Source organism: Pseudomonas sp. CP-1, from assembly GCF_021213715.1.
Classification (GTDB): domain Bacteria; phylum Pseudomonadota; class Gammaproteobacteria; order Pseudomonadales; family Pseudomonadaceae; genus Pseudomonas; species Pseudomonas aeruginosa.
The window spans coordinates 1-24,117 of sequence record NZ_JAJQKY010000029.1 but is presented as its reverse complement, the minus strand read 5'-3'; the positions used below and the strand labels follow the sequence as shown (position 1 = coordinate 24,117).

The following is a 24,117-nucleotide window of genomic DNA, read 5'->3' as shown; positions in this document are numbered from 1 at the left end:
CGACATGCCCGGCAGCCGCGACATCCTCGCCGACCTGGTGGCCTTCGACACCGTCAGCCGCGAGTCCAACCTGGCGCTGATCGACTACGTCCGCGACTACCTGGCGGGTTTCGGCGTCGACAGCGAACTGTTCTTCGACGCCGACGGCCGCAAGGCCAATCTCTACGCCACCATCGGCCCCAGCGACCGTGGCGGCGTCTGCCTTTCCGGGCATACCGACGTGGTGCCGGCGGACGGCCAGGCCTGGAGCGTGCCGCCGTTCCGGCTCAGCGAGCGCGATGGTCGCCTCTACGGGCGTGGCACGGCGGACATGAAGGGCTACCTGGCCTGCGTGCTGGCGGCCGTCCCGGCGTTCCTCGCCGCGCCGTTGCGCCTGCCGGTGCACCTGGCGTTCTCCTACGACGAGGAAGTCGGCTGCCTGGGCGTCCGTTCGCTGCTCGCGGCGCTGGAGCGGCGTCCGCACAAGCCGTTGCTGTGCATCATCGGCGAGCCCACCGAGCTGAAGCCGGTGCTCGGCCACAAGGGCAAGCTGGCCATGCGCTGCGAGGTGCACGGCGCGGCCTGCCATTCGGCCTACGCGCCGCAGGGGGTGAATGCCATCGAATACGCCGCGCGGCTGATCGGCCGCCTCGGCGAGATCGGCGCGCGCCTGGCGGCGCCGGAGCGCCACGACCGGCGTTTCGACCCGCCCTACTCGACGGTGCAGACCGGACTGATCCAGGGCGGCCGGGCGCTGAACATCGTGCCCGCCGAGTGCCGCTTCGACTTCGAGGTCCGCGCGCTGCCGGCGGACGACCCGCGGCAGGTCGCCGAGGAACTCCGTGACTATGCCGAAAGCGAACTGCTGCCGCGGATGCGTGCGGTAGAGCGAAGTACCGATATCCGCTTCACGCCGCTATCGGCCTATCCCGGCCTGCTCACCGCAGACGACAGCCAGGCGGCGGAGCTGATCGGCCTGCTCAGCGGTTCGACGGATTTCTCCACCGTGGCCTTCGGCACCGAGGGCGGGCTGTTCCACCAGGCCGGTATCCCGGCGGTGATCTGCGGTCCCGGCAGCATGGACCAGGGCCACAAGCCGGACGAGTTCGTCAGCCTCGCTCAGCTCGAGGCGTGCGACGCCCTGCTGGCGCGCCTGGCGGCGTGGCTGCGGGAGCCTTGAGCGGCAGCACCGCGCGGTCCTGGCTGGGACTGGCGGCGAAGCGCGCGCGGTAGCTGCGGGAGAAGTACGAAGGCGACTCGAAGCCGCAGGCCAGACTCACCTGTAGCACGCTGAGGTCGGTCTGGCGCAGCAACTGGCGGGCCTTGTCCAGGCGCAGGCCGAGGTAGAAGTTCGAGGGCGTGTCGTCCAGGTGCACGCGGAACAGCCGTTCCAGCTGGCGGCGGGTGACCTGGATGCGCTCGGCCAGCTCCAGGGTGGTCAGTGGCGGCTCGGTATGCCGCTCCATCTCGCCGATCACCTGCACCAGCTTGCGGTTGCTCACGCCATAGCGGGTCGCCACCTGCAGGCGCTGGTGGTCCTGGCGCGGGCGGATGCGGCCGAGCACGAACTGCTCGGAAACCTGCACCGCCAGTTGCGGACCGTGGGCCTGGGCGATCAGGTCGAGCATCAGGTCGATGGAGGCGGTGCCGCCGGCAGAGGTGATGCGCGGACCGTCGATCTCGAACAGCTCCTGGGTCACGCTCAGTTGCGGGTAGGACTCCTGGAAGGCGTCGATGGCTTCCCAGTGCAGGGTCGCGCGGCGCCCGTCGAGCAGACCGGCCTCGGCCAGCACCACGCTGCCGGTATCGATGCCACCGAGGGTCACGCCGTTGCGGTCGAGCTTGCGCAGCCACTGCACCAGTGCCGGGGTGACCGCCCGCAGCGGCTCGAAACCGGCTACCACGAACAGCAGGTCGCCTTTCTTCAACGGCTCCAGCGCGCCGTCGCTGTTCACCGACATGCCATTGCTGGCCAGCACCGGACCGCCGTCGGCGCTGAGCACGTGCCAGCGGTAGAGGTCGGCGTGGAAGCGGTTGGCCACGCGCAGTGGCTCCACGGCGGAAACGAAGCCCATTACCGAGAAGCCGGGCAGCAGGAGAAACCAGAAGTCCTGGGACATGGGGCGCTCCGGGGTTGAGGTTGCGCAGCCTGTGTGTAGCGCAGGCCCGCCGCGCTTGGCAATGGCCAGGTCGCTGCAGTGCAAGAGCTGGTCGCCGCAGTGCGCTTCGCCGCCGTCCCGGCTGCGTACCTTGGTCGCCAGGGTCGGTCTCGCAAGGGGCCGGCGCCCACCTCGCAGAAAAACAATCAATAGCCGCACGAGGGGAGACCGATGAAGACGACGATTCGCCAGCTGGGCTGCGCCCTGCTGATCCTGGCCAGTGGCGCCGCCCTGGCCGCAGAACCCGAGCAGTGCCGTACGGTGCGCCTGGGCACGGTGAACTGGACCGACGTGGTCGCCAGCAGCGCCGTGGCCGAAGCCTTGCTCGATGGCCTGGGCTACCAGGTGAAGCAGACCAGCGCCTCGCAACAGATCGTTTTGGCCGGCCTGGCCGACAAGCAGCTGGACCTGTTCCTCGGCTACTGGCAACCGACCATGCAGCCGGTCGCCAGGCCTTACCTGGACAAAGGCCGGATCGAAGTGATCGAGCCACCGACCCTGGCCGACGCGCAGTCCACCTATGCGGTGCCGAGCTACGTCGCCGAGGGCGGGCTGAAGACCTTCGCCGACATCGCCCGCTTCAAGGACAAGCTTGGCGGCCGCATCTACGCCATCGAGCCGGGCAGCGGCTCGAACCGCATCACCCGGAAGATGATCGACGACAACCGTTTCGGCCTGAAGGGCTTCCAACTGGTGGAGTCCAGCGAGGCCGGGATGCTCACGGCGGTGAAGCGGGCGATCAAGCGCAAGCAGTGGGTGGTGTTCTTCGGCTGGAAGCCGCATCCGATGAACCTGCAGATCGACATGACCTACCTCACCGGCAGCGAGGATGTGTTCGGTCCCGACGAGGGCGCGGCCACCGTCTCCACCATGACCGCCGCCGGCTACCAGGCGCAGTGCGGCAACGTCGCCCGGCTGCTGCACAACCTGCGCTTCAGCAGCGCCCAGGTCAGCCAGGTGATGGCGCCGATCCTCGATCGCACCCAGCCCCTCGACGCCGCGCGCCAGTGGCTGAAGGCCAACCCCGAGCCGCTGAAGGCCTGGCTGGATGGCGTGAGCACCTTCGACGGCAAGGACGGCCTGGCCGCGCTCCAGGCCTCGCTGAAGTAACCCGCACCTATCCGTTCCGCCCGGCGTGGCCGGGCGGGGCTTTGTACACCCCGAATACAGGAAGCTACCACCGTGAACCATGAAGTCATCGTCACCTGCGCGGTGACCGGCGCCGGCGATACCGTCGGCCGGCATCCGGCGATCCCGGTCACCCCGAAACAGATTGCCGAGGCCGCCATCGAGGCGGCCAGGGCCGGCGCCACCGTCGCCCACTGCCACGTCCGCGACCCCGCCACCGGCAAGCCCAGTCGCGACGTGGCGCTGTACCGCGAAGTGGTCGAGCGCATCCGCGAAAGCGACACCGACGTGATCATCAACCTCACCGCCGGCATGGGCGGCGACCTGGAGATCGGCAAGGGCGAGCAGCCCCTGGAGTTCGGTGCCGGCACCGACCTGGTCGGCCCGCTGGAGCGGCTCAGGCATGTCGAGGAGCTGTTGCCGGAAATCTGCACCCTGGACTGCGGCACCCTCAATTTCGGCGACGGCGACTACATCTACGTCTCCACCCCTGCGCAACTGCGCGCCGGCGCCCGGCGCATCACCGAGCTGGGGGTCAAGGCCGAGTTGGAAATCTTCGATACCGGCCACCTCTGGTTCGCCAAGCAGATGCTCAAGGAAGGGCTGCTGGAGGACCCGCTGTTCCAGATCTGCCTGGGCATTCCCTGGGGCGCGCCGGCCGATACCACGACCATGAAGGCGATGGCCGACAACCTGCCGCCGGGGGCGACCTGGGCCGGCTTCGGCATCGGCCGCACGCAGATGCCGATGGTCGCCCAGGCCATGTTGCTGGGCGGCAACGTGCGGGTCGGCCTGGAGGACAACATCTGGCTGGACAAGGGCGTGCCGGCGAGCAACGGCAGCCTGGTGGAGCGCGCCATCGAGATCATCGAGCGCCTCGGCGGGCGTGCCCTGAGCCCGGCGGAAGGGCGCCGCAGGATGAACCTGAAGCCGCGCTGATTTCTTCCTCCCCGCCCCGTCGGGGGCGGGAACAACTTCTGGAGATGTCCATGTCCTTCGTCACCGAGATCAAGACCTTCGCCGCCCTCGGTAGCGGCGTCATCGGCAGCGGCTGGATCGCCCGCGCCCTGGCCCACGGCCTCGACGTCGTCGCCTGGGATCCGGCGCCGGGCGCCGAAGCGGCGTTGCGCGCGCGCGTCGCCAATGCCTGGCCGGCCTTGCGGAAACAGGGCCTAGCGCCCGGCGCGGCGCAGGAGCGCCTGCGCTTCGTCGCGAGCATCGAGGAATGCGTGGGCGACGCCGATTTCATCCAGGAGAGCGCCCCCGAGCGGCTCGACCTGAAGCTCGACCTGCACGCCAGGATCAGCGCCGCGGCGCGGCCCGACGTGCTGATCGGTTCGTCCACCTCGGGCCTGCTGCCCAGCGAGTTCTACGCCGAGGCGAGCCACCCCGAGCGCTGCCTGGTCGGCCACCCGTTCAACCCGGTCTACCTGCTGCCGCTGGTGGAGGTGGTCGGCGGCGAACGCACCGCTGCCGAGGCCGTGCGGGCGGCGATGCGGGTCTACGAGTCGCTGGGCATGCGTCCGCTGCACGTACGCAAGGAAGTGCCCGGCTTCATCGCCGACCGCTTGCTCGAGGCGCTCTGGCGCGAGGCGCTGCACCTGGTCAACGACGGCGTGGCCACGACCGGCGAGATCGACGATGCGATCCGCTTCGGCGCCGGCCTGCGCTGGTCGTTCATGGGCACCTTCCTGACCTACACCCTGGCCGGTGGCAACGCCGGCATGCGCCACTTCATGGCGCAGTTCGGCCCGGCGCTGCAATTGCCCTGGACCTACCTGCCGGCGCCGGAACTCACCGAGGCCCTGATCGACCGGGTGGTGGAGGGCACCGCCGAGCAGCAGGGCGCGCGCAGCATCGCCGAGCTCGAGCGCTACCGCGACGACTGCCTGCTGGCGGTGCTCGGGGCGATCAGGGAAACCAAGGCCCGGCACGGCTTCGCCTTCGCCGAGTGACATGACGCGCCTTCCGCCCCGCCGGGCGTAGCGCAACCACGGAGCCTGCCATGAGCCAAGCCCTGACGACCTACGAGACGCCGGTCCTGCCCGAGTGGGTGGACTACAACGGCCACTTGCGCGATGCCTTCTACCTACTGGTGTTCAGCTACGCCACCGATGCGCTGATGGCGCATATCGGCCTGGACAGCCAGAACCGCGACGCCAGCGGACACTCGCTGTTCACCCTGGAATGCCACCTGAACTTCCTCCACGAGGTGAAGGAGGGCGCCAGGGTCGAGGTGCGCACGCAACTGCTCGGTCACGATCGCAAGCGCCTGCATATCCACCATGCCCTGTACCTGCCTGGCAGCGGGCAGGCGCTGGCGCTGAGCGAGCAGATGCTGCTCCACGTCAGCCTCGACGGCCCGCGCTCGGTGCCGTTCGCAGGCGAGGTGCTGGCGCGGGTCGAGGCGCTCGCCGAGGCACATCGCGCGCTCCCCGTGCCGGAAGGTGTCGGTCGGGTGATCGGCCTGCCGCCGCTGCGCTGAGCGCGATGGCTGCGAAGTATCCGCTGTCTCCGGCGATGTGGCGCTTCGTCGAGCACAGCCGGGCGTTCGCCAGCGACAGTCCGCGCCTGGATGCGCAACGTGCGGCCTACGCGCGGATGTGCCAGGCGTTCGCGCCGCCGCGCCCGGCCGGTTTGCGGGTGCTCGACTCCTGCTTGCCGGCCGCGCCGCCGGTGCGCGTGCGCCGCTATCGCCCCGACCGCCCGGCACCGCCCGGCGGTTGGCCGGCGCTGCTCTACCTGCACGGTGGTGGCTGGATGCTCGGCGGCCTCGATTCACACGATTTCATCTGCGCCGACCTGGCGGCGCGCCTGGGCCTGCTGGTGCTGGCGGTGGATTACCGACTGGCGCCGGAGCATCCGTTCCCGGCGGCATTGCAGGATTGCCTGCGTGCCTGGCAGGCGCTGAGCCTGGGCGAGCTGGACGAAGCGCTGGATGGGCGACGCCTGCTGGTGGCCGGCGACAGCGCCGGCGGCAACCTGGCGGCGGCGCTGTGCCTGGCCCTGCGCGATGGCGGCGCGCCGTCGCCGGCTGCCCAGATATTGCTCTATCCCTTGCTGTCCGCCGCGCCATCGCCCTCGCGGATCGACTGCGTCGACGCGCCGTTGCTCGGCCTCGGCGATGTGCAGGCGTGCCTGGACGCCTACCTGCCGCTGGCGGCGCTGCACCGACAGCCGCTGGCGCTGCCCCTGGAGGCCGCTGATTTCACTGGCCTGCCGCCGGCCTTCGTGGCGGTCGCCGAATTCGATCCGCTGCGCGACGACGGCGAGCGCTATGGCGCAGCGCTACGCGCGGCGGGTGGCGAGGCAGGGTTCTATCCGGGAAACGGGCTGGTCCATGGCTGCCTGCGCGGCCACGGCATCGACGAGGTGGAAGCCCTGCACGAGGCCTTGCGGCGGGCCGTGCAGGGCTTCCTGGCGGAGGACTCAGGCGAGCGCCAGGCGGGTGAGTAATCCACCGCCGAGTACCAGCCAGGCGAATAGCAGGGCGGCCAGCAGCAGCGGCTTGAGGCCGGCGCGGCGGATCGCCGAGAGGTGCGTGCCGAGGCCGAGGCCGGCCATCGCCATGGCCAGGAGGAAGGTGTCGAGGTCGTTGACGTGGCTGACCAGCGCCGGCGGCAGGCTGACCAGCGAGTTGAGCCCGGCGACCAGTACGAAGCCGACGGCAAACCAGGGAATGGTGATCTTGGTCGCGCCGCTGTGCTGCCGGCGGTGCGCCTTGTCGCGTGCCAGCCAGGCCGAGAGCAGGATCAGGAAGGGCGCCAACATCATTACCCGGACCATCTTGGCGATCACCGCGGTATCCGCTGCCTCGATGCCGATCGAACGACCCGCGGCGACCACTTGGGCCACCTCGTGCACCGTGGCACCGATGTACACGCCCCAGGTGCCAGGGTCGCGCGGTAGCAGCCCCCAGTCCTGGTCGAGCTGGAACAGCGCCGGATAGAGGAAGATGCCCAGGGTGCCGAACACCACCACGGTGGAAACCGCCACCGCGACCTGTTCGGCGCGGCCACGCACCACCGGCTCGGTGGCCATCACCGCGGCGGCGCCGCAGATCGAACTGCCGGCGCCGATCAGCAGGGTGGTGGTGCGGTCCAGGCCGAACAGCCGGGTGCCGAGCAGGCACGCCAGGCCGAAGGTGCTGGCGAGCATCAGGGCGTCCAGCAGCACGCCGTGCAATCCGACGCCGGCGATGTCCTGGAAGGTCAGGCGCAGGCCGTAGAGGATGATCCCGGCGCGCAGCAGGATCTGCTTGGAGAAGCCGACGCCGGTGGCGCTGCCGGCGGCGATCCGAGGGTACAGGGTGTTGCCGACGACGATGCCGAGCACGATGGCCAGGGTCAGCGCGCTGATGCCGTTGTGCTGCAACCATTGCGAACGACCCAGGAGGATCGCCGCGCCGGCCAGGGCGGCGCTGAGCAGCAGGCCGGGGATGAGTTTCTGGACCTGGGCCAGGGGTCTGGTACCGGTCTTGACGGGGAGGGTGTGCATCCTTCGCTCCTCAGGTGAGGTCACGGGACGCAGGTTAGGTAGCGGGCATGAATTTGTGAAACGAATAGTTTCTGTATTAAATACCTGAAAAACAGGTAGGTGAGTCCATGGCCCTCAGTTTCCGTCAGCTCCAGATCTTCTGTGCGGTGGCTCGCTGCGGCAGTACCACGGCGGCGGCGGAATCCATCTCGCTGTCGCAGTCGGCCACCAGCGCCGCGCTCAACGAGCTGGAGTCGCAGCTTTCCACGCGCCTGTTCGACCGGGTCGGCAAGCGCCTGCAACTGAACGAGGTCGGCCGCCGCTTCCTGCCCCAGGCATTGCGCCTGCTCGACGGGGTGGCGCAACTGGAGCAGCAGTTCGTGGTTTCCGCCGCGCCCCAGGCGAGCCTGACGGTGGCGGCCAGCAGCACCATCGGCAACTACGTGCTGCCACGCCTGCTGGCCTCCTTCGAGCGGGAGCAGCCGGGGGTGAGGGTCAACGCCAGCATCGGCAACACCGGTTCGGCGGTGCAGGACGTGGTGACCTTCGCGGCGGACATCGGCCTCATCGAAGGCCCCTGCCACGAGCCGGGCCTGCGGGTGGAGCCCTGGCTCGAGGACAGCCTGATCGTGGTGGCGGCGCCCGGCCACCCGCTGGCCTCGCGCACCCAGGTCTCCCGCGAGGCCCTGCGCCGTGCGCGCTGGCTGCTGCGCGAGCCCGGCTCGGGCACGCGCGAGGAGGTCAGTCACGCCCTGCTGGGCCACCTGCATTACCTGGAAGACAGCCTGGACCTGGGCAGCTCCGAGGCGATCAAGCACAGCGTCGCCGCCGGGCTGGGCATCAGTTGCCTGTCGCGCTGGGTGGTCGAGGAACAGTTGGCCTCCGGCGCGCTGGTCGAGCTGCGCAGCAGCCTGCCGCCGTTGCGCCGGCGTTTCTACATGCTGCGCCAGCGCGACAAGTTCCTCTCGCCGGGCTTCGAGCGCTTCTGGGAACACTGTCGGGCGGGACTCGGCGCCGGCTAGCCGGCTCCCGGTAAAAAGATCCCCCTGCCGCGCCCGACGCGCGGAGGGGGATGAAAAAGGAGCCAGGAACGGCCCTCAGTGTGAGTCTGGCGTTTTCCGGAAGCCGTCCGCTGCATTCCGCAAGCCGCTGGAGGTGATTGTGGCGGTGTCGCTGACGGTCGAATTAGCCGAAAACGACCTGCCCATGTCCAGGCGGGACAGCCCCCTTGCCGGGAGCGACGTGGGCTCAGCAGAATCGATGGCAATCCCCATCGAAGGAGCTGCCGCGATGATGCACGCCGATCTGATCGACCAGGACGATTTCCGCGAACGCCTGCAGGCGCTGGGCTTCAGCGTGCCGCCGGACTCGACTCCGGAGCAGGCCTGCGAATACGCCGTGCGCGGCCTCAGCCCGGAGCGCGCCCAGGCGCTGCGGCGGCTGGTGGAGGACATGCTCGGCGGGCACGCCACGCTGCTGCCGGCGGTGCGCGAGGCGATTTCCCGGCAACTGCTGCCGGCGCTGGTGCCGCGGGGCTGACAAGGCCTTGCCCGCCCCGTGGACGGGGCGGGCAGGGACGCGCGGTCAGATCCGCACGCTGGCGAAGGTCGACTCGCCCTGCGCCTGGCTCAGGGCCGACAGCGCCGAGGAGTTGGGCATCAGCGCCAGGTCCTGCGGGATCGGCATCAGCACCACCGGCTGGCCCAGCGGCTGGCCCTGGCGCTCGTCACGCGGCGGGATGCCGAAGTACTCACGGTAGCACTTGGAGAAGTGCGGGGTGGAGACGAAGCCGCAGACCGAGGCCACCTCGATGATCGACATGGACGTCTGCTTGAGCAACTGGCGGGCGCGGATCAGGCGCAGCTTCAGGTAGTAGCGCGACGGCGAGCAGTGCAGGTACTTCTGGAACAGCCGCTCGAGCTGGCGACGCGAGACGTTGACGTAGACCGCCAGTTCGTCGAGGTCGATCGGTTCCTCCAGGTTGGCCTCCATCAGCGCGACGATCTCCTGCAACTTCGGCTGGTTGGTGCCGAGCATGTGCTTGAGCGGCACGCGCTGGTGGTCCTGCTCGTTGCGGATGCGCTCGTAGATGAACATCTCGGAGATCGCCGCCGACAGCTCGCGGCCATGCTCGCGGCCGATCAGGTGCAGCATCATGTCCATCGGCGCGGTGCCGCCGGAAGAGGTGAAGCGGTTGCGGTCGATGGAGAACAGGCGGGTGCTCATGGCCACCCGGGGGAAGGCTTCCTGCATCGCCGCCAGGCATTCCCAGTGCACGCTGCAATCGTAGCCGTCGAGCAGGCCGGCGCGGGCCAGCGCCCAACTGCCGGTGCACACCGCGCCGAGGCGCCGACCCTGGCGGGCCTGGGCCTGGAGGAAAGTGACGTGCTCGCGGGTGACGCTGCGCTGGATGCCGACGCCGCCGCAGACGATCACGCAATCCACCGCCGGGGCGTTGTCGGTACCGGCGTCGGGGGTGATCTGCAGGCCGTCGCTGGCCCAGACCTGGCGGCTGTCCAGGCTCAGCGTATGCCAGCGGTAGAGTTCGCGTCCCGAGAGCTGGTTGGCCATGCGCAACGGTTCCACCGCCGAGGCCAGGGAGATCAGGGTGAAGTTATCCAGCAGCAGGAAGCCGATGGACTGCGGATTTCGGTTCTGTGGCGGAACTCCGGGCGCGTACGTGGTCATGGGTGTATCTCCTCACGCTGAGCAAGCAGGCCTCTCACGAGGCTTTTTTTATGATTGTTGGAATTTCCGGGTGGCTGCTTGGGCCACGCCGTCGGCGTTGCTTGTAACCAGAGCAAGGCAAATGCCATGCCTATATTGATTGGGCGTTCAATCAAAAAAGCCGGAAGGCTTTAGCCCGGCATTTCCACTCGGGCCTGGCACAACGACAGCATGGGCGACGGCTGGCGGCGCGCCGCGCGCCTGGGCATTTCGGTAGCACCAGGGCGGCCCCCGGCGAGAAGGCGGGGCAGCGGCCGTGGCGACAAAGGTAACGACGGGCGGCGAGCCGTTACCCCGCAGTGTGACGGATGGCGACCGCCCGGTCACGCGTCATATGCGCCAAAAAGTGGCGTCTCGATCGTTTCGTGAGCAATTCCGGTTCAGCACTCGATGGCGTTCACCGCCAGGCCCCCGCGCGAGGTTTCCTTGTACTTGTCGTGCATGTCGGCGCCGGTGTCGCGCATGGTGCGGATCACCTTGTCCAGCGAGATGAAATGCTGGCCGTCGCCGCGCAAGGCCATTTGCGCCGCGTTGATGGCCTTCACCGCGGCGATCGCGTTGCGCTCGATANGAGATGAAATGCTGGCCGTCGCCGCGCAAGGCCATTTGCGCCGCGTTGATGGCCTTCACCGCGGCGATCGCGTTGCGCTCGATACAGGGCACCTGGACCAGCCCGCCAACCGGGTCGCAGGTCAGCCCGAGGTTGTGTTCCAGACCGATCTCGGCAGCGTTCTCGACCTGCGCCGGGGTGGCGCCGAGGACTTCCGCCAGGCCGGCGGCGGCCATCGCGCAGGCCGAGCCGACCTCGCCCTGGCAGCCGACCTCGGCGCCGGAAATCGAGGCGTTCTTCTTGCACAGGATGCCCACCGCGGCGGCGGCCAGCAGGTAGTCGACGACGTCGCGGTCCTGGGCGTCGGGATTGAACTTCATATAGTAGTGCAGCACCGCCGGGATGATCCCCGCCGCGCCGTTGGTGGGCGCGGTGACCATGCGTCCGCCGGCGGCGTTCTCCTCGTTCACCGCCAGGGCGAACAGGTTGACCCATTCCATGGCGCTGAGGGTCGAGCCGATCACGTTGGGCTTGCCGATCTCCTGCAGGTTGCGGTGCAGGCGCGCGGCGCGGCGTTGCACGTTGAGCCCGCCGGGAAGGATGCCTTCGTTGCGCAACCCGTTGTCGACGCAATCGCGCATCGCCTGCCAGATGCGCCGCAGGCCTTCGCGGATATCGGTCTCGCTGCGCCAGATGCGTTCGTTGGCCAGCATCAGCTCGGATACCCGCAGGTTGTGGCGCTTGCACAGCAGCAACAGTTCCTCGGCGCTGGAGAAGTCGTAGGGCAGCACCGTGTGGTCCTGGTCGAGCTGCCCCGAGGCGGCCTGTGCCGCATCGACCACGAAGCCGCCGCCGACCGAGTAGTAGGTCTCCTGGTGCAGTTCGTCCTGCTCGCCGTAGGCGACCAGGGTCATGGCGTTGGGGTGGTAGGGCAGGTTCTCGTCGAGCAGGCGCATGTCGCGCACCCAGTCGAACGGTACCGCCACGCGGCCGTCCAGTTGCAGCAGGCCGCTATCGAGCAGCGCGGCCATGCGCGGGGCGATCTGGGTCGGGTCGATACGATCCGGCCATTCGCCCATCAGGCCCATGATCACCGCGCGATCGGTGCCGTGGCCGACGCCGGTGGCGGACAGCGAGCCGTACAGGCGCACTTCGAGACGCCGCACCGCCGACAGCGCCTGGCGTTGGCGCAGGGCAGCGGTGAACAGCGCGGCGGCGCGCATGGGGCCGACGGTATGCGAACTGGACGGGCCGATACCGATCTTGAAAAGGTCGAACACACTGATAGCCATGCCGGCCTCCGGGATTGCCGCGGCATCCGTGCCTGCGTAGTGGGGGTGGCGGCTCCTCCGCCCGCGATTCCTGCGCATCATCGGGCTTTCCCCGGGGCGGGCCGCATCCGCCACCGACCCGGCCATGTCCAAAAGCGCCGCGTCCGCGCCCGGATCGGGGAACCTCTGCGGCCGAGGGGCGTCTGCACCTGCACGGCGTCGGAATGAGAACGGGCTCGCGCCGCTCCGAAAACGGCATCCGCTGGTCGCCGGCAAAGACCACTATGATTGAATGCGACACAGCGGGTACTGAATGCGACCCCGCCTGCACTGGTTGCGACCCACCCTGTAGGCGACGGATGCGTCCTGTTTCATGATCGTTCACGAATTGCCCGCTGAGGGCCGCTACCGGTCGGCCCGATACAGACAGACCGCCGCGCCCTTCGGGGTAGCGCCGGCGCCTTACCCTGCAGAGGAGTTCGCTATGAAAGGTTGCAAGTCTTGGCTGCTGGCCGTGTCTCTGTGCGCACCGCTGGCAGCCCAGGCCGCGGAGCCCGAATCCTGTGCGTCGGTGCGTTTCGCCGACGTCGGCTGGACCGACATCACAGTGACCACCGCGGTCACCCGCCAGGTCCTCGAGTCCCTCGGCTACAAGACCAAGGTCAATCTGCTCTCGGTGCCGGTGACCTACCGCTCCCTGGCCAACAACGACCTCGACGTATTCCTGGGCAACTGGATGCCCACCATGACCAACGACATCAAGCAGTACGCCGAGAAAGGCACGGTCGAGACGCTGCGCGCCAACCTGGAGGGCGCCAAGTACACCCTGGCGGTTCCCCAGTACGTCTACGACGGCGGCCTGCGCAGCTTCGCCGATATCGCGAAGTTCTCCGACAAGCTGGGCAACAAGATCTACGGCATCGAGCCGGGCAACGACGGCAACCGCGTCGCCCAGAGCATGATCGACAAGAACGCCTTCGAACTGGGCAAGTTCAAGTTGGTGGAATCCAGCGAGGCGGGCATGCTCTCGCAGGTGCAGCGGGCCATCCGGCGCAACCAGTGGGTGGTGTTCCTCGGCTGGGAGCCGCACCCCATGAATACCCGCTTCCAGATGAAGTACCTGGAAGGCGGCGACGACTTCTTCGGCCCCAACTATGGCGGCGCGACCATCTACACCAACGTGCGCAAGGGCTACGCCCAGGAGTGCGCCAACGTCGGCCAATTGCTGAAGAACCTCAGCTTCACCCTCGAGATGGAGAACAAGCTGATGGACGCGGTACTCAACGAAAACAAGAAACCCGAGGAAGCCGCTAAGGCCTGGTTGAAGGATCACCCGGAACAGCTGGATGCCTGGCTGGCCGGTGTCACCACGCGCGACGGGCAGCCTGCCGCAGCCGCGGCCAAGCTGGCGTTCGCCAAGTAGGCGACCGGTCGTTCATTTCCCGCTCTTGATGGACCCTGATTATGTTCCTGACTGATCACAAGCTCCCGCTGGGAGAGCAGATCGCCGGTTTCGTCGACTGGCTGACCCTGCATGGCGCATCGTTCTTCGACAAGATCTCCGACACCCTGGAGTTCCTCATCCATGGCGTCACCAACGGCTTGCTCTGGTTCAACCCGCTGGTGCTGATCGCCTTGCTGGTAGGGCTGGTGCATTTCATCCAGCGCAGCTGGGGGCTGACCGTGTTCGCCCTGGCCTCGTTGCTGCTGATCCTCAACCTGGGCTACTGGCAGGAGACCATGGAAACCCTCGCCCAGGTGATATTCGCCACCCTGGTGTGCATCGCCGTGGGCGTGCCGCTGGGCATCGTCGCCGCGCACAAGCCGTGGTTCTACACCGCGCTGCGGCCGTTGCTGGACCTGATGCAGACGGTACCGACCTTCGTCTACCTGATCCCGACCCTGACCCTGTTCGGTCTCGGCGTGGTGCCGGGCCTGATCTCCACGGTGATCTTCGCCGTCGCCGCGCCGATCCGCCTGACCTGCCTGGGTATCCAGGACGTGCCGGCGGAGCTGCTCGACGCCGGCAAGGCCTTCGGCTGCTCGCGCTGGCAACTGCTGACGCGCATCGAGCTGCCGCACGCGATGCCGAGCATCGCCGCCGGCATCACCCAATGCATCATGCTCTCCCTGTCGATGGTGGTGATCGCCGCGCTGGTCGGCGCCGATGGCCTCGGCAAGCCGGTGGTGAACGCGCTGAACACCGCCGACATCTCCCTCGGCTTCGAAGCCGGCCTGGCCATCGTCCTGCTCGCCATCCTGCTCGACCGGGTGTGCAAGCAGCGCGCCGTGAAGGGGAAATAAGCCATGACCGCGATCCGATTCGACCATGTGGACGTCATCTTCGGCACCCACACCAAGGAAGCCCTGAAGCTCCTCGACCAGGGCCTCGGCCGCGCCGAGATCCTCAAGCGCACCGGCCAGGTGCTCGGCGTCGAGGACGCCTGCCTGGACGTCAACCGCGGCGAGATCTGCGTGCTGATGGGACTTTCCGGCTCCGGCAAGTCGAGCCTGCTGCGCTGCATCAACGGCCTGAACAAGGTCAGCCGCGGCAAGCTGCTGATCGAGCACGAAGGTTCGCAGGTGGACATCGCCAACTGCTCGCCGGCGACCCTCAAGGCCATGCGCACCAAGCGCATCGCCATGGTGTTCCAGAAGTTCGCCCTGATGCCCTGGCTGACGGTGGCCGAGAACGTCGGCTTCGGCCTGGAGATGCAGGGCCGTCCGGCCGCCGAGCGGAAGAAGCTGATCGACGAGAAGCTCGAGTTGGTCGGTCTCTCGCAGTGGCGCGACAAGCGTCCCGACTCGCTCTCCGGCGGCATGCAGCAGCGCGTCGGCCTGGCTCGCGCGCTGGCGATGGATGGCGACATCCTGCTGATGGACGAACCGTTCTCCGCCCTCGACCCGCTGATCCGCCAGCAATTGCAGGACGAACTGCTGGTGCTGCAACGGCAACTGCACAAGACCATCGTGTTCGTCAGCCACGACCTCGACGAGGCGCTGAAGATCGGCACCCGCATCGCGATCATGAAGGACGGCCGGATCATCCAGCACGGCAAGCCGGAAGAGATCGTGCTGAGCCCCGCGGACGACTACGTGCGTACCTTCGTCGCCCATACCAACCCGCTCAACGTGCTGTGCGGCCAGAGCCTGATGCGTGGCCTCGACCAGTGCATCCGGCAGAACGACGAGATCTGCTTCGACCAGGGCCGCGACTGCTGGATCGGTCTCAGCGAAGGCGACGTGCTCAAGGGCGCGCGCCAGGGCAGCAACGTCATCGACCTGCAACGCTGGCGCCAGGGCGACCCGGTGGAGAAGCTGCGCCGCGAACCGACCCTGGTGGATGTCAGCATCCGTATGCGCGATGCCCTGCAGATTCGCTACCAGACCGGCCACAAGCTGGTCCTGCAGGAGCAGGACAGGGTGGTCGGGGTGCTCGGCGACAGCGAGCTGTACCACGCGCTGCTGGGCAAGAACCTCGGCTGACCCCCAAGGCCCGCTCGGGGCCGCTGCGAATGCCCGGCGCTGCCGGGCATTCGCGTTTATCCTCCGCGCTTTTTCCGTCTGTTCTTCCTTTCGCACGCTCCCGCGCGCCGGTTCCTGCGGCATGCGCCGGGCGCCGGGCGGCAGAAAAGAAAGGCCCGGCGAAACGCCGGGCCAAGTACGCACCTGATTGGCGAGGGCGCCCTAGCGGCGCCGGATTCAGGTCTGGTGCTGGGTTGGCGCCGGCACTGGCTGGTAGGTGCGGCGGTCGCCGACCTGGGCCTCGTAGTCGGCGCGCATGGCCTTGTGCAGGCCGAACATGAACAGGATCAGCACCGCCGAGAACGGTAGCCCGGCGAGCACCACGACGGTTTGCATCGCCGTGAAGTTGCCGGCGAACAGCAGGCCGATGGTGACTAGCGTGACGACGGCCGACCAGAGGATGCGCAGCCAGTTCGGCGCGTCCTCGTCCAGCTCGCCGCCGCTGCGCGAGAGATTGGCCAGCATCACCGAGCCGGAATCCGCCGGGGTGAGGAACAGCACGAAGCCGACGAAGATCGACAGGCCGATGACGATCTTCGACAGCGGATAGTGTTCCAGCAGCAGGTAGATCGACATCGACGGCTGTTCCAGCGCGGCCTTGCCCAGGTCGGTCGCGCCGTGGTTCATCACCAGGTCCAGGGCGCTGTTGCCGAATACCGACAGCCAGGCCAGGGTGAAGCCCAGCGGGATCAGCAGCACCCCGCAGACCAGTTCGCGCACGCTGCGACCGCGGGAGATGCGGGCGATGAACATACCGACGAAGGGCGCCCAGGAAATCCACCAGGCCCAGTAGAACAGGGTCCACAGGCCCAGCCATTCCTCGCTCTTGCCGGTGCCGGCACCGGTGTAGACGTAGAGGTCGAAGGTCTTCAGCACCAGGCCGTCGAGATAATCGCCGAGGTTCTGTACGAAGCCGTTGAGCAGTTCCAGGGTCGAACCGCAGACCAGCACGAACAGCAGCAGCGAGCTGAACAGCACGATATTCAGGTTGGACAGCCGGCGGATGCCTTTCTCGACACCGGAGACCGCCGCCAGGGTGGCGACCAGGCTCATCGCCAGGATCACCGCCAGCAGGGTGCCTTTGCTGTGCGGCATGCCGGTCAGGTACTCGAGACCGGACGACACCTGCAAGGCGCCGATGCCCAGGTTGGTCACCAGCCCGAGAAGGGTGACGAAGATGCCGAAGCAATCCACCGCATGGCCCGCGGCGCCTTTCACCCAGCGCTCGCCGAGGATCGGATAGAGCGCCGAGCGCAACGCCAGCGGCTGGCGATGGCGGTAGGCGAAATAACCGACGGCGAGGCCGACCAGGGCATAGATCGCCCAGCCGTGCAGGCCCCAGTGGAGGAAGGTCAGTTGCAGCGCCTGGCGCGCCGCCTGAGGGCTGCCGGGAACGCCTTCGGGCGGGTGGTAGAGGTGGTCGATCGGCTCGGATGCGGCGAAGTAGAGCAGCGAGATGCCGATCCCGGAGGAGAACAGCATGCCGGCCCAGGCGCCGTAGCTGAAGTCCGGCTTTTCATGCTCCTCGCCGAGCTTGAGGGTGCCGAAGCGCGAGAAGGCCACCCAGGCGACGAAGAACAGGTAGGCGCCGATGGCCAGCATGTAGTACCAGCCGAAGCTGTGCGACAGCCACGCCTGGATGCGGCCGAGCAAGGCTCCGGCGCTGTCGGGATAGAGGATGAGGGCGGCGGTCAGAACCAGGATCAGTGCGGTCGAGCCGAAGAACACGATCGGATTCAGACGTACCTGCTCGTTTGTTTTTATTGGCGAAGCAGTACTCATTGGAGGATGACCCCATGGCAGTGAAAGCATGGCGGCTTATGGCCGCGGACTACAGACACAGCATTGCCACCCCACTTGAAGCCCGGATTCTGCGATCCTTGGCGGACTTCGGCGACGAGGTGATGAACGGCGCGGGCCAGGTTGCACGCAGGCTGGGAGCCGCTCATGGACGCCGAGCTTATTCTTAGTTGATTGAACGTTCAATAAAAACAAAATAGACTGGCCACCAATGACGTCGGTCGGTGCCCGCACGCACCTATCGACGAGAGGAGATAGCAATGCCCAAGGTCGGTATGCAGCCCATCCGCCGCTCGCAACTGATACACGCCACCCTGGAGGCGGTCGATCAGGTCGGCATGGGAGACGCCAGCATCGCCCTGATTGCCCGCCTGGCGGGTGTTTCCAACGGCATCATCAGCCACTACTTCCAAGACAAGAACGGCTTGCTGGAAGCGACCATGCGGCACCTGCTCAGCGCCTTGAGCAAGGCCGTACGCGAACGCCGCGCGGCGCTCTACGACGACAGTCCGAGGGCGCACCTGCGAGCGATCGTCGAAGGCAACTTCGACGACAGCCAGGTCAATGGTCCGGCGATGAAGACCTGGCTGGCGTTCTGGGCGACCAGCATGCACCAGCCGGCACTGCGTCGATTGCAGCGGGTCAACGACCATCGCCTGTATTCGAACCTGTGCTACCAGTTCCGCCGGCAGCTCTCGGCGGACGACGCCCGCGCCGCGGCACGCGGCCTGGCGGCCCTGATCGACGGCCTGTGGTTGCGTGGCGCGCTGACCGGCGACGCCTTCGATACCGACGAGGCCTTGAACATCGCTTACGACTACCTCGACCAGCAGTTGGCAAAACAGTCGGGGTAGGGACGAAAACCCCCGCGGCGCCGCCTTGCGCCTGCGATACCGATAAGAGAGGACTGCAACATGGCCCGATTCGAAGAACAGAAGCTCTACATTGGCGGTCGCTACGTGGAGGCCAGCAGTGGCGCCACCTTCGAGACCATCAACCCGGCCAACGGCGAAGTGCTCGCCAAGGTCCAGCGGGCTTCCAGGGAAGACGTCGAGCGGGCCGTGCAGAGCGCCGTCGAGGGGCAGAAGGTGTGGGCGGCGATGACCGCCATGCAGCGCTCGCGCATCCTCCGTCGCGCCGTCGACATCCTCCGCGAGCGCAACGACGAACTGGCCGCCCTGGAAACCCTGGATACCGGCAAGCCGCTGGCGGAAACCCGCTCGGTGGACATCGTCACCGGCGCCGACGTGCTCGAGTACTACGCCGGCCTGGTCCCGGCCATCGAAGGCGAGCAGATTCCCCTGCGCGAAACCAGTTTCGTCTACACCCGCCGCGAGCCGCTGGGCGTGGTCGCCGGCATTGGCGCCTGGAACTACCCGGTGCAGATCGCCCTGTGGAAATCCGCCCCGGCCCTCGCTGCCGGCAACGCGATGATCTTCAAGCCCAGCGAAGTCACCCCGCTGACTGCCCTCAAGCTGGCCGAGATCTACACCGAGGCCGGCGTGCCGGACGGCGTGTTCAACGTGCTCACCGGCAGCGGACGCGAAGTCGGCCAGTGGCTGACCGAGCACCCGCTGATCGAGAAGATCTCCTTCACCGGTGGCACCTCCACCGGCAAGAAAGTCATGGCCAGCGCTTCCAGCTCGTCGCTGAAGGAAGTGACCATGGAGCTGGGCGGCAAGTCCCCGCTGATCATCTTCCCCGACGCAGACCTCGACCGTGCCGCCGACATCGCCGTCATGGCCAACTTCTTCAGCTCCGGCCAGGTCTGCACCAACGGCACCCGGGTGTTCATCCACCGTTCCCAGCAGGCCCGCTTCGAAGCCAAGGTACTGGAGCGCGTGCAGCGCATCCGTCTCGGCGACCCGCAGGACGAGAACACCAACTTCGGCCCGCTGGTCAGCTTCCCGCACATGGAAAGCGTGCTCGGCTACATCGAGTCCGGCAAGGCGCAGAAGGCTCGCCTGCTGTGCGGCGGCGAGCGTGTGACCGATGGAGCGTTCGGCAAAGGCGCCTACGTCGCGCCGACCGTGTTCACCGATTGCCGCGACGACATGACCATCGTCCGCGAGGAAATCTTCGGCCCGGTGATGAGCATCCTGGTCTATGACGACGAAGACGAGGCGATCCGCCGCGCCAACGATACCGAGTACGGCCTTGCCGCCGGCGTCGTGACCCAGGACCTGGCCCGCGCCCACCGCGCCATCCATCGCCTGGAAGCCGGCATCTGCTGGATCAATACCTGGGGCGAGTCGCCGGCGGAAATGCCGGTCGGCGGTTACAAGCAATCCGGTGTCGGTCGCGAGAACGGTCTCACCACCCTGGCTCATTACACTCGCATCAAGTCCGTGCAAGTGGAGCTGGGCGACTACGCCTCGGTGTTCTGAGCCTCGACGCAGCGCTCGAACCCCTAACCAGGCCGGTCCCAGGCAACGCTCCCTGACACCGGCCATTCCGAACTTCCAGACACCGGCGCGCCAGCGTCGCGGCCGGTGTCATGCCGAGAAAAGAGGAAGGCCTGCATGTCCCAGGAATTCGACTACATCATCATCGGAGCCGGCTCTGCCGGTAACGTACTCGCTACCCGCCTCACCGAAGATGCCGACGTCAGCGTCCTGCTGCTCGAAGCCGGCGGTCCCGACTACCGCTTCGACTTCCGCACCCAGATGCCGGCGGCCCTTGCCTTCCCGCTGCAGGGGCGGCGCTACAACTGGGCCTACGAAACCGACCCCGAGCCCTACATGAACAACCGCCGCATGGAGTGCGGTCGCGGCAAGGGCCTGGGCGGCTCCTCGCTGATCAACGGCATGTGCTACATCCGCGGCAACGCCCTGGACTTCGACGGCTGGGCCAAGGAGCCGGGCCTCGAGGACTGGAGCTACCTCGACTGCCTGCCGTACTTCCGCAAGGCGGAAACCCGGGACATCGGCCCCAACGACTACCATGGCGGCGACGGCCCGGTCAGCGTGACCACGCCGAAGGCCGGCAACAACCCACTGTTCCATGCGATGGTCGAGGCCGGCGTGCAGGCCGGCTACCCGCGAACCGATGACCTCAACGGCTACCAGCAGGAAGGCTTCGGCCCCATGGACCGGACCGTCACCCCGGAGGGCCGTCGCGCCGCCACCGGGCGCGGCTACCTGGACCAGGCCCGCGGCCGGCCCAACCTGACCATCGTCACCCACGCCCTGAGCGACCGCATCCTGTTCAGCGGCAAGCGCGCCATCGGCGTCTCCTACCTGGTGGGCAACGGCGACAACCCGGTCACCGCCCACGCCCGCCGCGAAGTATTGGTGTGCAGCGGCGCGATCGCCTCGCCGCAATTGCTGCAACGCTCCGGCGTCGGCCCGGCGGCCCTGCTGCGCGACCTGGACATCCCGGTGGTGCATGACCTGCCGGGCGTCGGCGCCAACCTGCAGGATCACCTGGAACTCTACCTGCAGTACGCCTGCAAGCAGCCGGTGTCGATCTACCCGGCGACCAAATGGTGGAACCAGCCGGCCATCGGTGCCCAGTGGCTGTTCCTCGGCAAGGGCCTCGGCGCCAGCAACCAGTTCGAGGCTGGCGGCTTCATCCGAACCCGCGAAGCGTTCGAATGGCCGAACATCCAGTTCCATTTCCTCCCGGTGGCGATCAACTACAACGGCAGCAAGGGCGTGCAGGAGCACGGCTTCCAGGCGCACATGGGCTCGATGCGCTCGCCGAGCCGCGGGCGCATCCACCTGAAGTCCAGGGACCCGCGCCAGCATCCGAGCATCCTGTTCAACTACATGTCCCACGAGCAGGACTGGCAGGAGTTCCGCGACGGCATCCGGCTGACCCGCGAGATCATGAACCAGCCGGCGCTGGACCCCTATCGGGGCCGCGAGTTGAGCCCAGGGGTGAACGTGCAGTCGGACGCCGAACTCGACGAGTTCATCCGCAACCATGCGGAGACCGCTTTCCACCCATCCTGCTCGTGCAAGATGGGCAGCGACGACATGGCGGTGGTCGATGGCCAGGGACGGGTCCATGGCATGGAAGGACTGCGAGTGGTGGATGCGTCGATCATGCCGCTGATCATCACCGGCAACCTCAATGCCACCACCATCATGATGGCCGAGAAGATCGCCGACAGGATCCGCGGTCGCCAGCCGCTGCCGCGCAGCACGGCGAAGTACTACGTGGCCGGGGATGCGCCGGTACGCGGCAACCCCGTGCGGGCCTGAGGAACGCGCAAACAAGAACGCCGGCGATAGCCGGCGTTCCTGCGTCTAGCCCCGGCGTGGCGGGACCGGGCGGGTGCGCCCGCTGCCATCGATGGCGACGAACACGAACACCGCCTCGGTGACTTTGCGCCATTCGCTGGACAGCGGGTCGTCGCTCCACACCTCGACCAGCATGCGGATCGAGCTGCGACCGACTTCCAGGGTCTGGGTATAGAAGGAAAGCTGGGCACCTACCGCGACCGGCACCATGAAGGCCATGCGGTCGATGGCGACGGTGGCGATACGGCCGCCGGCGATCTTGCTGGCCATGGCGGTTCCCGCCAGGTCCATCTGGGATACCAGCCAACCGCCGTAGATATCGCCGAAACCGTTGGTTTCGCGCGGCAGCGCGGTAATCTGCAAGGCCAGGTCTCCCTGGGGAATGGGGTCTTCTTGTTCAAGCTCGATCATAGGTAAGGGCCTCGTGCCCCCCGGATTTCTTGTTCAAGCGCGGTTTAGGGGAAAACTCTCCCAAAACGCCTGCCGGTGCAAGGTCTTGGGACAGCTTTCAGAGGCGCCCGGGCATTATATAGAGGAGTAGGGCGGCCGACGACCGCCCGGTTCTCTCTTCGACCGACTGTGTGGACATTCGTCGATTTGCTATGGTTTCGCTCCTGCGTCCCCGGGTCGCAGGTCGACACGCCTGCCGGTCGAACCCCGCTCATGCTTGCTGAACGAATAAAGAGAACAATCCCGACATGCCATCCGCGAATGCTCCCGAGGCGCCGGCCCAGCGTCCATTGACCCGCAGCGACTACAAGACCCTGTCCCTCTCCGCCCTGGGTGGAGCGCTGGAGTTCTACGACTTCATCATCTTCGTGTTCTTCGCCACCGTGGTCGGCAAGCTGTTCTTCCCGGCGGACATGCCGGAATGGCTGCGTCAGCTGCAAACCTTCGGCCTGTTCGCCGCCGGCTACCTGGCGCGGCCGCTGGGCGGCGTGATCATGGCCCACTTCGGCGACCTGCTCGGGCGCAAGCGCATGTTCACCCTGAGCATCTTCATGATGGCGGTGCCGACCCTGATCATGGGCCTGCTTCCGACCTACGCGCAGATCGGCATCTGGGCGCCCCTGGCGCTGCTCCTGCTGAGGGTGATCCAGGGCGCCGCGATTGGCGGGGAGGTACCGGGGGCCTGGGTCTTCGTCGCCGAGCATGTACCGGCACGGCATGTCGGTTATGCCTGCGGGACGCTGACTTCCGGCCTGACGGCGGGCATCCTGCTGGGCTCGCTGGTGGCTACTGCGATCAATAGCTTCTATAGCGCGACAGAGGTGCAGGACTACGCCTGGCGGATACCCTTCCTGCTCGGCGGGGTGTTCGGCCTGTTCTCGGTCTACCTGCGCCGCTGGCTGCACGAGACGCCGGTATTCGCCGAGCTGCAGCAACGCAAGGCACTGGCAGAGGAAGTGCCGTTGAAAGCGGTGGTCCGCGATCATCGTGGCGCCGTCCTGGTGTCGATGCTGCTGACCTGGGTGCTGTCGGCCGCGATCGTGGTGGTCATCCTGATGACCCCTACCGTTCTGCAGAGCGTATACGGCTTCGATGCCGCCACGGCGCTCAAGGCCAACAGCCTGGCGATCGTCTGCCTGACCCTTGGCTGCATCGTCGCCGGGCGCATGGCGGATCGTTTCGGCGCGGGGCTGACTTTCGTCGCCGGTAGCGTGCTGCTGGCGCTGGTGTCCTGGAGCTTCTACGGCAACCTCAAGGCCCACCCGGACTGGCTCTTTCCTTTATATGCACTGACCGGCTTCTTCGTCGGCATCGTCGGCGCCGTTCCCTACGTGATGGTCAATGCGTTCCCACCGGTTGTGCGTTTCTCCGGCCTGTCCTTTTCCTACAACCTGGCCTACGCCATCTTCGGTGGGCTGACGCCGATGGCGGTGGCCCTGCTGCTCAAGCAGAGCCCGATGGGGCCGGCTTACTACGTGGTCACTCTGTGCCTGGTCGGCTTCCTCGTCGGGCTCTACCTGCTGGCGCAGAAAAAGCCGGCTGGCGAGGCGGTTTCGGTGGGCTGAAAGCGCTTCCGGCGGTTATTTGAATTATTTTTGAAATAAGTGTTGACGCCAGTTTCTATCTCCCTATAATGCGCACCACTCCCGGCGACGACGAAGAGTAAATGCTTGAAAATCAAGGATTTACGGATTCTCTCCCAGGAGTGGTGAAGCGCTTCGGCAGGTTGTTCGCCGCAGCGGTTCGGTCCCGAAAGGGATTCGAAACGAAGCTTCACCGAGGTGCTTGACAGCGAATTTGAACGC

The 24,117-nt window shown here is 67.1% G+C and carries 21 protein-coding genes and 1 pseudogene; 15 read left to right on the top strand and 7 right to left on the bottom strand.

The features are described from left to right. The first annotated feature begins 4 nt into the window (after nt 1-4). Nucleotides 5-1,159, top strand: a complete 1,155-nt coding sequence (gene argE, locus LT948_RS30935; protein ID WP_003121330.1) for an acetylornithine deacetylase — start codon at nt 5-7, stop codon at nt 1,157-1,159. Here the strand turns inward: argE and cdhR are convergent. Beyond that, nucleotides 1,089-2,099, bottom strand: a complete 1,011-nt coding sequence (gene cdhR / locus LT948_RS30930) for an HTH-type transcriptional regulator CdhR (protein WP_003096721.1) — start codon at nt 2,097-2,099, stop codon at nt 1,089-1,091. The two genes, argE and cdhR, sit on opposite strands and share 71 nt — an antisense overlap. A gap of 210 nt (nt 2,100-2,309) precedes the next feature. On the opposite strand from cdhR, the gene LT948_RS30925 reads away from it, so the two are divergent. From LT948_RS30925 to LT948_RS30905, 5 genes are all read left to right on the top strand, one after another. After that, the gene (locus tag LT948_RS30925) at nt 2,310-3,248 is read left to right on the top strand and encodes a choline ABC transporter substrate-binding protein (protein ID WP_003096718.1); all 939 of its coding nucleotides are present in this window, start codon (nt 2,310-2,312) and stop codon (nt 3,246-3,248) included. A 72-nt stretch (nt 3,249-3,320) separates the two neighbouring features. Next, on the top strand, nt 3,321-4,205 hold the full coding sequence (locus LT948_RS30920) for a 3-keto-5-aminohexanoate cleavage protein (protein ID WP_003096716.1): 885 nt from the start codon (nt 3,321-3,323) through the stop codon (nt 4,203-4,205). A gap of 50 nt (nt 4,206-4,255) precedes the next feature. Further along, nucleotides 4,256-5,221, top strand: coding sequence for an L-carnitine dehydrogenase (locus LT948_RS30915; protein ID WP_003096713.1), 966 nt, complete (start codon nt 4,256-4,258; stop codon nt 5,219-5,221). 50 nt (nt 5,222-5,271) lie between these two features. Next, a complete protein-coding gene (locus tag LT948_RS30910) occupies nt 5,272-5,751 on the top strand; it encodes a thioesterase family protein (protein WP_003096710.1) in 480 nt (159 codons plus the stop codon). A 5-nt stretch (nt 5,752-5,756) separates the two neighbouring features. After that, a complete protein-coding gene (locus LT948_RS30905) occupies nt 5,757-6,722 on the top strand; it encodes an acylcarnitine hydrolase (protein WP_004364692.1) in 966 nt (321 codons plus the stop codon). Here the strand turns inward: LT948_RS30905 and LT948_RS30900 are convergent. Further along, a complete protein-coding gene (locus LT948_RS30900; RefSeq protein WP_033996083.1) occupies nt 6,696-7,763 on the bottom strand; it encodes a YeiH family protein in 1,068 nt (355 codons plus the stop codon). The genes LT948_RS30905 and LT948_RS30900 overlap by 27 nt on opposite strands. Nucleotides 7,764-7,870: 107 nt before the next feature. On the opposite strand from LT948_RS30900, the gene LT948_RS30895 reads away from it, so the two are divergent. Further along, nucleotides 7,871-8,764, top strand: coding sequence for a LysR family transcriptional regulator (locus LT948_RS30895; protein WP_019727051.1), 894 nt, complete (start codon nt 7,871-7,873; stop codon nt 8,762-8,764). A gap of 268 nt (nt 8,765-9,032) precedes the next feature. After that, complete coding sequence (locus tag LT948_RS30890) at nt 9,033-9,281, top strand: hypothetical protein (protein ID WP_003096701.1); 249 nt, start codon at nt 9,033-9,035, stop codon at nt 9,279-9,281. Nucleotides 9,282-9,326: 45 nt separating this feature from the next. Here the strand turns inward: LT948_RS30890 and LT948_RS30885 are convergent, their stop codons facing one another. Together LT948_RS30885 and LT948_RS30880 are read right to left on the bottom strand one after the other, a co-directional pair. Then, on the bottom strand, nt 9,327-10,430 hold the full coding sequence (locus tag LT948_RS30885; protein WP_023090977.1) for a GlxA family transcriptional regulator: 1,104 nt from the start codon (nt 10,428-10,430) through the stop codon (nt 9,327-9,329). A gap of 419 nt (nt 10,431-10,849) precedes the next feature. After that, nucleotides 10,850-12,311 (bottom strand): annotated as a pseudogene (locus tag LT948_RS30880) (L-serine ammonia-lyase). A 463-nt stretch (nt 12,312-12,774) separates the two neighbouring features. Here LT948_RS30880 and LT948_RS30875 point away from each other — a divergent pair. The 3 genes from LT948_RS30875 to choV are packed head-to-tail and all read left to right on the top strand — an operon-like array spanning nt 12,775 to nt 15,776. Next, nucleotides 12,775-13,713, top strand: a complete 939-nt coding sequence (locus LT948_RS30875) for a choline ABC transporter substrate-binding protein (RefSeq protein WP_003104841.1) — start codon at nt 12,775-12,777, stop codon at nt 13,711-13,713. A gap of 41 nt (nt 13,714-13,754) precedes the next feature. Beyond that, nucleotides 13,755-14,594, top strand: a complete 840-nt coding sequence (gene choW / locus LT948_RS30870) for a choline ABC transporter permease subunit (protein ID WP_003096692.1) — start codon at nt 13,755-13,757, stop codon at nt 14,592-14,594. A gap of 3 nt (nt 14,595-14,597) precedes the next feature. Further along, nucleotides 14,598-15,776, top strand: coding sequence for a choline ABC transporter ATP-binding protein (gene choV, locus LT948_RS30865; protein WP_003096690.1), 1,179 nt, complete (start codon nt 14,598-14,600; stop codon nt 15,774-15,776). 216 nt (nt 15,777-15,992) lie between these two features. Here choV and LT948_RS30860 read toward each other — a convergent pair whose 3' ends face one another. After that, complete coding sequence (locus LT948_RS30860) at nt 15,993-17,543, bottom strand: BCCT family transporter (protein ID WP_024947334.1); 1,551 nt, start codon at nt 17,541-17,543, stop codon at nt 15,993-15,995. A gap of 332 nt (nt 17,544-17,875) precedes the next feature. Between LT948_RS30860 and betI the strand changes: the two genes are divergently transcribed. The 3 genes from betI (at nt 17,876) to betA (ending at nt 21,823) form a co-directional block, all read left to right on the top strand. Further along, entirely contained in the window at nt 17,876-18,469 is a 594-nt protein-coding gene (gene betI / locus LT948_RS30855; RefSeq protein WP_003096684.1) for a transcriptional regulator BetI, read from the top strand. A 60-nt stretch (nt 18,470-18,529) separates the two neighbouring features. Then, nucleotides 18,530-20,002, top strand: coding sequence for a betaine-aldehyde dehydrogenase (gene betB, locus LT948_RS30850; protein WP_003114436.1), 1,473 nt, complete (start codon nt 18,530-18,532; stop codon nt 20,000-20,002). 135 nt (nt 20,003-20,137) lie between these two features. After that, nucleotides 20,138-21,823, top strand: a complete 1,686-nt coding sequence (gene betA / locus LT948_RS30845) for a choline dehydrogenase (protein ID WP_003136284.1) — start codon at nt 20,138-20,140, stop codon at nt 21,821-21,823. A gap of 45 nt (nt 21,824-21,868) precedes the next feature. Here the strand turns inward: betA and LT948_RS30840 are convergent, their stop codons facing one another. Continuing rightward, nucleotides 21,869-22,273 (bottom strand): acyl-CoA thioesterase, encoded by a 405-nt coding sequence (locus LT948_RS30840; protein ID WP_003096677.1) that lies wholly within the window; start codon nt 22,271-22,273, stop codon nt 21,869-21,871. Between the two features lie 287 nt (nt 22,274-22,560). Between LT948_RS30840 and LT948_RS30835 the strand changes: the two genes are divergently transcribed. Further along, nucleotides 22,561-23,877 carry an MFS transporter gene (locus LT948_RS30835; protein WP_003096675.1) on the top strand — a complete coding sequence of 439 codons (1,317 nt, stop codon included), beginning with the start codon at nt 22,561-22,563 and terminating at the stop codon, nt 23,875-23,877. Here LT948_RS30835 and LT948_RS30830 read toward each other — a convergent pair. Then, a partial coding sequence (locus LT948_RS30830; RefSeq protein WP_232197154.1) for a hypothetical protein occupies nt 23,826-24,117 on the bottom strand: 292 nt, incomplete at its 5' end. The genes LT948_RS30835 and LT948_RS30830 overlap by 52 nt on opposite strands.